General features: G+C 36.8%; 14 protein-coding genes. 5 read left to right on the forward strand and 9 right to left on the reverse strand.

Annotated features, from left to right (window positions below):
- Positions 1-76: 76 nt before the first annotated feature.
- Positions 77-619 (reverse strand): CinA family protein, encoded by a 543-nt coding sequence (locus tag BM015_RS20475; RefSeq protein ID WP_090663087.1) that lies wholly within the window; start codon positions 617-619, stop codon positions 77-79.
- A gap of 324 nt (positions 620-943) precedes the next feature.
- On the opposite strand from BM015_RS20475, the gene BM015_RS20485 reads away from it, so the two are divergent.
- Together BM015_RS20485 and BM015_RS20490 are read left to right on the forward strand one after the other, a co-directional pair.
- Complete coding sequence (locus tag BM015_RS20485) at positions 944-1,813, forward strand: SDR family oxidoreductase (protein ID WP_090663120.1); 870 nt, start codon at positions 944-946, stop codon at positions 1,811-1,813.
- A 107-nt stretch (positions 1,814-1,920) separates the two neighbouring features.
- Positions 1,921-2,136 carry a hypothetical protein gene (locus tag BM015_RS20490; RefSeq protein ID WP_090663091.1) on the forward strand — a complete coding sequence of 72 codons (216 nt, stop codon included), beginning with the start codon at positions 1,921-1,923 and terminating at the stop codon, positions 2,134-2,136.
- 358 nt (positions 2,137-2,494) lie between these two features.
- Here BM015_RS20490 and BM015_RS20495 read toward each other — a convergent pair whose 3' ends face one another.
- From BM015_RS20495 to BM015_RS20510, 4 genes are all read right to left on the reverse strand, one after another.
- Positions 2,495-2,899, reverse strand: coding sequence for a VOC family protein (locus BM015_RS20495; RefSeq protein ID WP_090663093.1), 405 nt, complete (start codon positions 2,897-2,899; stop codon positions 2,495-2,497).
- A 71-nt stretch (positions 2,900-2,970) separates the two neighbouring features.
- Positions 2,971-3,390: a VOC family protein gene (locus BM015_RS20500; protein WP_090663094.1), complete on the reverse strand. Its 420-nt coding sequence runs from the start codon at positions 3,388-3,390 to the stop codon at positions 2,971-2,973.
- Positions 3,391-3,408: 18 nt separating this feature from the next.
- The gene (locus BM015_RS20505) at positions 3,409-3,876 is read right to left on the reverse strand and encodes a VOC family protein (protein WP_090663096.1); all 468 of its coding nucleotides are present in this window, start codon (positions 3,874-3,876) and stop codon (positions 3,409-3,411) included.
- Between the two features lie 55 nt (positions 3,877-3,931).
- On the reverse strand, positions 3,932-4,381 hold the full coding sequence (locus BM015_RS20510) for an SRPBCC family protein (RefSeq protein WP_090663098.1): 450 nt from the start codon (positions 4,379-4,381) through the stop codon (positions 3,932-3,934).
- A 130-nt stretch (positions 4,382-4,511) separates the two neighbouring features.
- Here BM015_RS20510 and BM015_RS20515 point away from each other — a divergent pair, with 130 nt between their 5' ends.
- A complete protein-coding gene (locus tag BM015_RS20515) occupies positions 4,512-5,507 on the forward strand; it encodes a GlxA family transcriptional regulator (protein WP_090663100.1) in 996 nt (331 codons plus the stop codon).
- 132 nt (positions 5,508-5,639) lie between these two features.
- Here BM015_RS20515 and BM015_RS20520 read toward each other — a convergent pair whose 3' ends face one another.
- The 4 genes from BM015_RS20520 to BM015_RS20535 are packed head-to-tail and all read right to left on the reverse strand — an operon-like array spanning position 5,640 to position 7,651.
- Positions 5,640-6,074, reverse strand: coding sequence for an arsenate reductase ArsC (locus BM015_RS20520; RefSeq protein ID WP_090663102.1), 435 nt, complete (start codon positions 6,072-6,074; stop codon positions 5,640-5,642).
- Positions 6,075-6,079: 5 nt separating this feature from the next.
- Positions 6,080-6,925 carry an arsenite methyltransferase gene (locus BM015_RS20525; protein WP_090663104.1) on the reverse strand — a complete coding sequence of 282 codons (846 nt, stop codon included), beginning with the start codon at positions 6,923-6,925 and terminating at the stop codon, positions 6,080-6,082.
- A 52-nt stretch (positions 6,926-6,977) separates the two neighbouring features.
- Positions 6,978-7,319, reverse strand: a complete 342-nt coding sequence (locus BM015_RS20530; protein ID WP_090663106.1) for a hypothetical protein — start codon at positions 7,317-7,319, stop codon at positions 6,978-6,980.
- A complete protein-coding gene (locus BM015_RS20535; RefSeq protein WP_090663108.1) occupies positions 7,316-7,651 on the reverse strand; it encodes an ArsR/SmtB family transcription factor in 336 nt (111 codons plus the stop codon). Before BM015_RS20535 ends, BM015_RS20530 begins: the two co-directional genes overlap by 4 nt.
- Before the next feature lie 455 nt (positions 7,652-8,106).
- Here BM015_RS20535 and BM015_RS20545 point away from each other — a divergent pair, with 455 nt between their 5' ends.
- Both BM015_RS20545 and BM015_RS20550 read left to right on the forward strand, forming a co-directional pair.
- Entirely contained in the window at positions 8,107-9,087 is a 981-nt protein-coding gene (locus tag BM015_RS20545) for a hypothetical protein (RefSeq protein ID WP_090663111.1), read from the forward strand.
- A gap of 4 nt (positions 9,088-9,091) precedes the next feature.
- On the forward strand, positions 9,092-9,577 hold the full coding sequence (locus tag BM015_RS20550) for a hypothetical protein (RefSeq protein WP_090663112.1): 486 nt from the start codon (positions 9,092-9,094) through the stop codon (positions 9,575-9,577).
- Positions 9,578-9,855 lie beyond the last annotated feature (278 nt).

Consider the following 9,855-nt stretch of genomic DNA (forward strand, 5'->3'; position numbering starts at 1 on the left):
CTTGAGTTACTGGTTAGCCATTTATCCATCCTGTGTTTGATAAACGCCAGACATGGCAGATGATAATATTTGCAACTCAACTATTCTTAATTGAAGGTGCCTTCACATTCTTTATGTTATGCATACAATACCCAAGATGTTGCAGAAGTTTATGGGCATATTCAAGTTGAATTTCGGAAGGTTCTGTGTGTTGTGGTACTATTTTTTCAGCAAAAACAATGCTTTTGTTATAAGCGATGCTGCAGTAAGCAAAAACTTCATTGGTTTTTTCCACCGGCGCTGCATAACCGGTAATGCTTAAACCCCAATTACTCCTGAATAGTGTGCAAACATGCATGGCCATTTCATTGGCAACATTTTGAGAGATGCAATCGCAGGCCGCAGCATGAACCGGCTCAACCAATAAATGCCTGCATTTCTGTCCCAAATTATAAGCAGTTATTCCACCCTGGTAAAAACAACTTGCGTCTTTAATGGTGCCAAAAGCCAGTTGCAGCAGGCCTGATGTTACACTCTCAGCTACTGCAATTGTTTCATTATTTTTAAGCAGATAATTTTTTAACGGTTCAAGCAATTCTTTTTTAAATGCTTTATAAAAAGCGCTTTGTTGTTCGGCCATTGAAAATAATTTTAATTATAATGGCGAATTAAATCAAAGTATATGCCTTAAGTAAAAGCGTACTTGCAGAACGGTTATTTATATTGATCTTTTGCTGTTTAATTTTGGGCTGAATATTTTTTATAGAAGATTTGCCACACTTATTTTTATCGTGCACCTCCGTCAATTTTTTAATATTATCTGCGCTGCAAAAAATTACCCATACCTCTTTCAATATTGTATCATCAGTTATGCTGTTCAAAGTTTTTACTGGCACAATATCTGGAACTGAAACATCATAACATTTTAAAAGAAATGATGCAAACAACAGCAAAAAAAAGTAACATGGAAAATCCCCTTGGGCAATATCCTAAACCGCCCCAGCCTGAACAGCAACAACCGGTACCGGGCAAGGAAAGTGAAATGCAGCCGAAAGTTGATCACGGCGAAACTTCTTATAAAGGTTCCGGAAAACTTAAGGGCAGAAAGGCTGTTATTACCGGCGCAGATTCAGGCATCGGGCGTGCCGTGGCTATTGCTTTTGCCCGTGAAGGCGCAGATGTGCTTATCTCTTATCTTAATGAACATGAAGATGCAAAAGAAACAGAAAAATGGGTAAACGAAGCAGGCAGGAAAGCCGTGCTTATGCCGGGCGATATACAGGAGGAAGTGCATTGCCGGCAAATTATTGAACGTGCAGTTAAAGAACTTGGCGGTATAGATATTCTTGTAAACAATGCCGCGTTCCAGATGTCGCACAAATCTATACAGGAACTGTCTGCGGAAGAAATAGACCGCACATTCAGAACAAATGTTTTTGCTATGTTTTATTTATGCCGGTTAGCGGAACCGCATCTCAGGCCAGGCAGCACAGTTGTAAACACAACATCTATCAATGCTTATAAGCCTTCGCCGGGCTTGCTTGCGTATGCAGCAACAAAAGGTGCTATACAAAATTTCACCGCAGCGCTTGGCCAGCTTTGGGCCGAAAAAGGTATAAGGGTAAATTGTGTTGCGCCCGGCCCCGTATGGACACCGCTCATTCCTTCTACCATGCCTCCTGAAAAAGTAAAAAATTTTGGAAAGAATGTGCCTTTAAAACGTGCGGCACAACCTGCAGAACTGGCGCCGGCTTACGTATTGCTTGCATCGCAGGAATCAAGTTATATGACGAGCTCAACTATACAGGTAACAGGCGGCAGCCCCACAATTTAATTTCTTATTCATTAAGGAATAAACTTCGGCGGTTACAATATATTTTTTCATCGCAGCTTTTATTCTGCGCGTTCCATTGATTTATAAAACATGCATTAAAAAATGTTATGAATAAAGAAGATAAAAAAGATGACTATCAAAAAACACAGGCTGCAAGTTCGCCTGGTAAGTTAGGTGAAGAAGTGAACAGGAATAAACAGCATAAGGACACGACTAAGGCTGAAAAGAGTATTCATAAAACAGCGCAGCAGGAGGGGTTGAACGAAGAAAAATCGCAGGGTGATGCAGGCGCTTTTGAAGGCCTTGACAATATGGAGAAATAAAAGTTAGCTTTGGTTTTGATTGCAGCATTTAATAATTAAACGTTGCCTTCAATCCAATCATAAATCTGGTGCATAAATTTCACAAACGATGGGAAAATAATTCCTTTAATGAAATCATTTTTTAAGCCACCATTTTCCTCATGAAGTTTTTTTGCTGTATGATAAAATGATTGTTATAAAGACGAATATAAAAAGAAACCAATCTCAAGCATATCCCCAAATAAACACAACCAAAAGGCCTGAAAACAAAGACAATCACGAGAGCCTTGAAGGCGAAGAGCAACTCAACCGGCACAAAAAATAAATGCAATTGCAATCATAACTTAAACAATGCTTCCGGATAAATATGTTGTATTGATTATTGATTCGGGCAGTTGAACATCCAGTGTTTGCCGAACTTATCTTCCAGTGAGCCAAACCATCCAAAAAATGCCTGTTGCAGGGGCTGTTCTATTTTTCCTCCTTGTGAAAATTTTTCGAATAGCGTTTTTATTTCCTGTTCGTCTTTACAGGTAAGTGCAAGATATACTGTATTACCCTCCACAGGTTGTGTGGGCGCCATATCAGATCCCATAATTTCAATGGTGCTGCTTTTTAAATGAGCGTGCATTACCTGGTTATGTAAATGCGCCGGCATTTGATCTTTTGCCGGTGAAGCTCCTGCTGTTTGTATGCTGAGTTCGCCATCAAAAATTCCTTTGTAGAAATTCATTGCTTCTGTGCATTTGCCATAAAAATTCAGGTAAGGCGTTAACGTTGCCATGATGTTTATTTTTTAATCGTTATAAATGATTATTTGAAAATTATTGCCCGGGTGTTTATACATGTTTGTTGCTATTTTATTTCTTCTCTGTTGTAATTAAGTATCCACGTATTACCATATTTGTCTGTTAAGCCACCAAACAATACGTTCCAGAATGTATTTTCCAAAGGATGTGTTTGTTCGCCACCCTGTGAAAGCTTTTTATAACATTCCCGTATCTCTTTTTCACTTGAACAGGTAAGCACAAGTGAGACGGCATTGCCTTTTAACAGGCCGCTTTCGTTAATCATATCTGTGCCCATTAATACAAATTCCTTATTTGCCAGTACAGCATGAAGAATACATTTCTTCATTTTTTCGGGCATTGTTTCTGATAGCGGCGATTCGCCAACCGTTTGAAAACTAAGTTCACCGCCAAGGCATTTTTTATAGAATATCATTGCTTCACGGCAATTGCCGTTGAAGTATAGGTATGAGTGAATGGTTTTCATTTCAGATTATTACAACAGCTATTTTTCTTCCAGGTCAGCGATGATTATTTTTTTCATTTTCAGCATTGCTTTGAATGCATATTCCTGTTTTGCTTTTTCTTTATGATTTTCCAATTTGTAAAGCTGTTCGGGTATCACCTGCCAGGATAGGCCGTATTTATCCTTGCACCATCCGCATGGCCCTTCGCTGCCGCCTTTTGCAGTAAGCGCTTTCCAGTAATAATCCACCTCTTCCTGGTTTTTGCATATAATAGCAAAAGACACAGCTTCGTTAAATTTAAACATCGGGCCTGCAGCCAGTATCTGAAATTTCATACCTAGCAATTCCATTTCAGCCACATCAAAATCACCACTTGGCGATCCTGAATTTTTATAGGCTTTATAAGAAACCAGTTTGCCATTCTTAAAAATGGACAGATAATATTTCGCTGCTTTTTTTGCGTCTTTTTCTATCCATAAACATGGCGCTATTTTTTGCTTTGCCATTTTTTTTAAGTTTTAAAATGAATGAATATTATTTACTGAATTTGCTTCGCTTATATTATGCATCAGGTATATTAGGTTCCACCAGTCTTTTTAATTTGTCTAATGATTCCTGCCATCCCAAATAACACATCTCCGCCGGTATTGCTGAAGGAATTCCTTCCTGTGTAGCTATTAGTTCTGTGCCACATAATACCGCCCTTAATTTTATGGTTGTGATCATTTCGCCGGGAAGGTTAGGATCATCAAACTTGTCTGTATATTTCAGCAATTCGTTGGGAATAATTTCTATGTATTCGCCGCCAAAAGAATGGCCATTCCCCGTTGAGAAATTGATAAAAGACATTTTGTAAACGCCTCCTGTTTTCACGTTCATCTCATGCACTTTGGCAACAAAACCATAAGGTGGCAGCCATGAGGCAAATGCATCCGCATCAGTAAAAGCCCTGAATACTTTTTCAGGTGGTGCTGCTAAAATTCTGTGTAGTCGTACATTGTAAGTTGACATGTTCTAAAATTTTAAATTGTTGTTTAATAAATTGACAACACAAAAATGGTAATCAAAAATGATATTAAAAGGTGGCATACATGACAGTTTAGAGGGTAAATTGTGACAGGAAACAGGTTATCTTTATTTCATGAAAAAAGTATCCATCCTGGTGCCTGAATCTTCTGTGATGCAGGCTATTGCTGACCCGCAGTATTTATTTACCACGGTAAACCAGTTTTTAATTTCTGCTGGAAAAGAACCTTTATTTGATGTGGAACTTGTGGGCGTAAAAAAAGAAGTGAAGCTGAATAACGGATTGTTTTCGGTGCATACAAACAGGCAGTTAAAAGAAGTAAACAAAACCGATCTGGTTTTTATTCCTGCACTGTTTGGCGATATGCCAGCCGCCGTTGCAAAAAACAAAGCGGCCGTGCCGTGGATAGTGGAGCAATATAATAATGGTGCAGAAGTGGCGTCACTTTGCGTGGGCGCTTTTTTATTGGCTTCAACAGGTTTATTAAATGGAAAAAAATGTTCAACGCATTGGGGTTTTCAAAATGAGTTCAGGGAAATGTATCCTGATATAGAAGTAGTGGAAGGCAATATTGTAACGGAAGAAAAAAGGCTTTATTCCAGTGGCGGCGCCAACTCTTACTGGAATTTGCTTTTGCACCTTGTGGAGAAATATACGAACAGGGAAACTGCCATTCTTGCTTCAAAATATTTTGCTATTGATATTGACAGGGACAGCCAGGCTACTTTTGCGATGTTTAAAGGACAAAAAAATCATACGGATAAAGAAATACTGAAAGCGCAGGAATACATTGAAAAGAATATACATGAAAAAATTTCTACCAATGAACTGGCAAAAATAACAGCAATAGGCCGCCGCACATTTGAAAGAAGATTCAGGCAGGCCACCAGCAATTCTGTATTGGAATATATTCAGCGGATTAAAATAGAAGCAGCAAAAAAGCAATTTGAAACGAGCCGGAAAAATATCAATGAAGTAATGTATGATGTGGGTTATACAGATACTAAAGCATTCCGCGACTTATTCAAAAAACTAACGGGCCTTTCGCCAATTGAGTACCGGAATAAATATAACAAGATGGTGATAGCAAAGCCTGAATACATTTCATGAAAAGAAAGGTTATTATGCGCTTGAACATTGAACGTTAGGTAAAATAAATTGCATCGTTTGCAAACATCTAAGGGCATCCATCTTTCACTTTGGTTTTGTAATAAGAAAGATTTTTGAATTTATGCAAAGAGATTACAGCGTTTCGTTCCCTGGCGATATATTGAGTGCAATGAATGCAGCGCAGTATTGTTTAATTAAATCCCTTACAGTACGAAATTGCTGCATGATCTCATCTTTCGTTCCCATAGCTTTTGCCGGATCAGGAAAATTATGGTGAAACCTTTTTGCAGTTGATGGAAATACCGGGCATCTTTCTTTTGCATTATCACAAACTGTAATTACATAATCAAAGCTGATATTATGAAACCGGCTTACGTTTTTAGATGTATTATGTGAAATATCAATGCCATCTTCTTTCATTACTTCAACCGCTTTTGGATTAACGCCATGCCTTTCCACACCCGCACTGAATACTTCAGCTTTATTGCCTGCAAAATGTTTTAAATAGCCTTCCGCCATCTGGCTGCGGCAACTGTTGCCTGTGCATAGTACTAATATTTTTTTCATATAGATTAATTGCAGCAATCAGTATCGCAACAAGCTTTTTGTTTCAACGGCTTTTCAGCATATACTGTAATGCTTGTGATGCCGGCAGCAGATTGTTTAAATGCCTTAAGCTTTTCCGCTGATAAATATTGTTGCAAAATATCATCGGGAATAACGATTGCCTTATTTTTTTGAACAATAATATTTTCAAAACCGTTGGACTCTATTAATTCAAGATACGCCTGCTTTTGAATAGCGCCGGTCACGCAGCCGGCATACATTTCAGCCGCCTGTTTAATTTCTTTTGGTAATTCACCTTCCAAAACAATATCGGATATAGAAAAATGGCCGCCTGGTTTTAATACCCTGTACATTTCTTTCATTACGCCATCCTTATTGGGAACAAGATTTAAAACACAATTGCTCACTATTACATCAGCAATATTTCCGCCTGCAGGTATATCCTCAATATCACCCTGCCTGAATTCAACATTATTAAAGCCTCTTGTTTCTGCATTTTGCCTCGCCCGTTCAATCATAGCCGGTGTAAAATCTATACCGATAACCTTACCGGTTTCACCTGTTTCATGCCGTGCAATAAAAACATCATTGCCTGCACCGCTTCCCAAATCAATTACAATATCTCCTTTTTTTATTTTGGCAAATTGTGTTGGCAAGCCACAGCCTAAGCCTAAATCCGCATCTGCATTATAACCTTCCACTGAGCTATAATCATCACTCATAATGTTATACACTTCGGTTGAGCAGCCGCCAGAGCCGCAACATGAACTTTGATTGGTTTCTTTGTCCTGCAAAGCAATTTCGCTGTATTTCTGCTTTACGATTTCTTTTAACTGTTTCTGTGTTTCCATATTTGTATGTTTTTATTTATCGTTATATTACGATGTTTTAAATCAAAAAAAATCAAATATTTATATTCGTATCAATAAAAGGCTTTACATTATCAGGTCCTTCAATTTCCAGCTTTAAAACTTTATTGTCAATGTCTTTCGTCACATGAAAATTTAAAAAACTGCAGCATTCTCTTTCTTTTTCGATGAAGAAGGCAATTTGTTTTTCTGTTTCTTCATTCATTACAAAATCAAAACGGTAACCGTTTGCCAGCTCGGTTTTTGAAATTCTTTTTTTATTTAGTGCTGCAAAAATTGTTGCCTTACGTTTTTTAAGCTTCCGGCAGCTTAACGTACAGGTTAGTGGAGGAGCAGCCTTTTCAGAAGTAATGAAATTCAACTCATTGTTTTTCATAAACAACAATTTTCAAGGGTTTCCTTATAATTATTAAATAACGTGTTGAAGCACAATTGGGCTGCCTTCCATTCCTTTTCATTGATGCAGTAACAAACTTTCACGCCTTCTGTTTCACCTTTTATTAATCCTGCCTCTTTTAATTCTTTCAAATGTTGCGAAACGGTACTTTGTGATAGTGGTAATTCTTCAACAATATCTCCACACATGCAGGATTTTTTTTTACTAAGAAACTGTAAAATAGCAACCCTTGCCGGATGTGCCAATGCTTTTGCATATTTTGAGATGCGATTGTGTTTTACTGAAAATTCTTCGTGTTTACCTGCGCCCATAATATTATAAATCGCAATATTACGATATAAAAAGTGATTGCTAAAAATTTAATAAAACGGGCATTCGATGTACAGTTGTATAAGGAGGCTAAAATATTTTAATAATATTGAAGTGGCTATTAATTGCTGTAAGCTTTAAAAGTATGAGGGTGACACGAAATGGATAAAAGATAGGAAGCCGTTGAAATCATCAGCAGCTTTTTATTGTCTTTCCTTCATCAGCTTCTCAATAAGTTCATTTTTTTCTTTGAGCATGCGTTCGTAGAGTTCTATTTTTTGCTGGTAGAGCTCTACTATTTTTTCAATCGGATTAAATTGATGGTTAACAGGCAAAACATACGCTTTTTTTCTGTATTTTAGATAAGCAAAACAAGTTCTTTGAATAGCATTCCGGCGGTATGCAGATGCCAATGAGGACGTACACGGCTACAAGTTCTTTGTCTTACAGGTATGGAATGAACGGGCAGGAAAAATCTACGGAGATAGAGTCAAACGGTAATAGTTATACTGCAGAGTTCTGGCAGTATGATGCAAGGATAGGAAGAAGATGGAATACGGACCCAGTTAAAAAATATTATGAAAGTCCATATGCGGCTTTTGGGAATAATCCTATTTCATTTACTGATAGAAATGGTGATTACACACTTGATGTGAAATCGAGGGTATTTGATGTTAATGGCAAAAGGAAGGGGCAAAAAGGATTTGATGCAAATAATATGTTGGCTTTATTTTCTGCATATTCGATTGAAAAAACAGGAGCAAACGATGCAAATGGCAATCCAACCGAACGTAGATATTCAATTTTTTCAAGTGACTTTAATAATAAATACTCAATTTCTACAGACCAGGCTTATGGTTATTTAAATGGAGCGAGAATTTCCAGACTTCCAGCATCAGTAATAGCTATTAATAACAACTCGCCTTTTTTTAATAACGCTATCGCGACGATTAATATTCAAACGCTTGAATCTTTACGTCAAGAAGCCGTGTCCACGTTAAAGGGCAGATGGCTATCTCCATTAGATTTTGATAAACTTAAGTATTTTAATAACGGTAGTAAATATGATATTAAATCTAAACAACTCCGTTCATTTACATATACCTATTTAGAAGGAGTAGGTTTGACAGAATCGGATTACATTGGGAATGTTTTTTACGGTTCTGTCATAAGCAATTTTGAAAGTCTTAGCTCTGCACTGCATGATGGAGACCTTTTGCAAAGAACAGGTGTTGATGATGTGTTTGATAGCCATGCAATTATTGTTGGATATAAATTTGGTAAAAAGGCACTTACTTTATCAACTTTTCAATCAGTTCAAAGAGTTCAGTTGGATAAATTTTCAACCTCACAAGGACGATATTCTCAACAGTATAATCTTTCAATAAATAAAGGTTCAAAATGGCAAGACCAAACTATTAATACAAACAATTACTAAAATTATGTCTTCTACTATTAAGTTAACCTTGATTATATTTTTGTTTGCAACGTTTAGAGAGTGTGTCTGTGGTATTAATAAAAGTGAAGATGACATTAAAAAAATCATAGCAAATTTTGGAGATAAACAACTTCCTGTATCAACCATAAGTTTAAAAAAAAATGATGGATATTATATTGGTTATAAAAATCAGGAAGCAGGTAATTACTATCTAGCATTTTCTTTATCTAAAAATGATTCTTTTCAAGTGTGTCAAATTGTTTCAAATAAAGATTGGGATAAAAACACCACTGTCAATAAATTAATCTTAAAAGCAGCGAAAAGTTTAGATAGTTTAAACTTAAGATTTGATACAATTTATGATGAAGATGATTCTTTAAACATTATACTAGTTGATGCAAAGTCATATGCAATCTATCCTTCAGTTTCAGTTAAAAGTATTAATGAGATTGCGAATATTAATAAATATAAACAAGTATTAAGCCCCTAATAGTCCAAGTATGCTCATAAAAAGGAGGAAGCCGGCGCAAGGTATGCAGGGCAGGCAATGAGCAAAGGGTTCCTTGTGCCTTTACCGTAAACGGTTATGCAACCAATATTGATAACCAGAACGCCAACAATTATCTTTATGATGAAATAGGTAACCTGACCAAAGATTCAAGCGGCGGCATAATTATAATCTTAGTAGCGCTTTTAATTTATATCAGTGGCAAAAAAAGTGGAAACGATTACAAAACCAATATTTTAAATAAACCATCTTTGACAACT

The organism is Parafilimonas terrae (assembly GCF_900115755.1).
Classification (GTDB): Bacteria; Bacteroidota; Bacteroidia; order Chitinophagales; family Chitinophagaceae; genus Parafilimonas; species Parafilimonas terrae.

What these genes read in the sequence shown, in the direction of transcription:
- BM015_RS20475 (WP_090663087.1), bottom strand. Translation starts at nt 619, where the DNA reads ATGGCCGAACAACAAAGCGCTTTTTATAAAGCATTTAAAAAAGAATTG.
- BM015_RS20485 (WP_090663120.1), top strand. Translation starts at nt 944, where the DNA reads ATGGAAAATCCCCTTGGGCAATATCCTAAACCGCCCCAGCCTGAACAG.
- BM015_RS20490 (WP_090663091.1), top strand. Translation starts at nt 1,921, where the DNA reads ATGAATAAAGAAGATAAAAAAGATGACTATCAAAAAACACAGGCTGCA.
- BM015_RS20495 (WP_090663093.1), bottom strand. Translation starts at nt 2,899, where the DNA reads ATGGCAACGTTAACGCCTTACCTGAATTTTTATGGCAAATGCACAGAA.
- BM015_RS20500 (WP_090663094.1), bottom strand. Translation starts at nt 3,390, where the DNA reads ATGAAAACCATTCACTCATACCTATACTTCAACGGCAATTGCCGTGAA.
- BM015_RS20505 (WP_090663096.1), bottom strand. Translation starts at nt 3,876, where the DNA reads ATGGCAAAGCAAAAAATAGCGCCATGTTTATGGATAGAAAAAGACGCA.
- BM015_RS20510 (WP_090663098.1), bottom strand. Translation starts at nt 4,381, where the DNA reads ATGTCAACTTACAATGTACGACTACACAGAATTTTAGCAGCACCACCT.
- BM015_RS20515 (WP_090663100.1), top strand. Translation starts at nt 4,512, where the DNA reads ATGAAAAAAGTATCCATCCTGGTGCCTGAATCTTCTGTGATGCAGGCT.
- BM015_RS20520 (WP_090663102.1), bottom strand. Translation starts at nt 6,074, where the DNA reads ATGAAAAAAATATTAGTACTATGCACAGGCAACAGTTGCCGCAGCCAG.
- BM015_RS20525 (WP_090663104.1), bottom strand. Translation starts at nt 6,925, where the DNA reads ATGGAAACACAGAAACAGTTAAAAGAAATCGTAAAGCAGAAATACAGC.
- BM015_RS20530 (WP_090663106.1), bottom strand. Translation starts at nt 7,319, where the DNA reads ATGAAAAACAATGAGTTGAATTTCATTACTTCTGAAAAGGCTGCTCCT.
- BM015_RS20535 (WP_090663108.1), bottom strand. Translation starts at nt 7,651, where the DNA reads ATGGGCGCAGGTAAACACGAAGAATTTTCAGTAAAACACAATCGCATC.
- BM015_RS20545 (WP_090663111.1), top strand. Translation starts at nt 8,107, where the DNA reads ATGAACGGGCAGGAAAAATCTACGGAGATAGAGTCAAACGGTAATAGT.
- BM015_RS20550 (WP_090663112.1), top strand. Translation starts at nt 9,092, where the DNA reads ATGTCTTCTACTATTAAGTTAACCTTGATTATATTTTTGTTTGCAACG.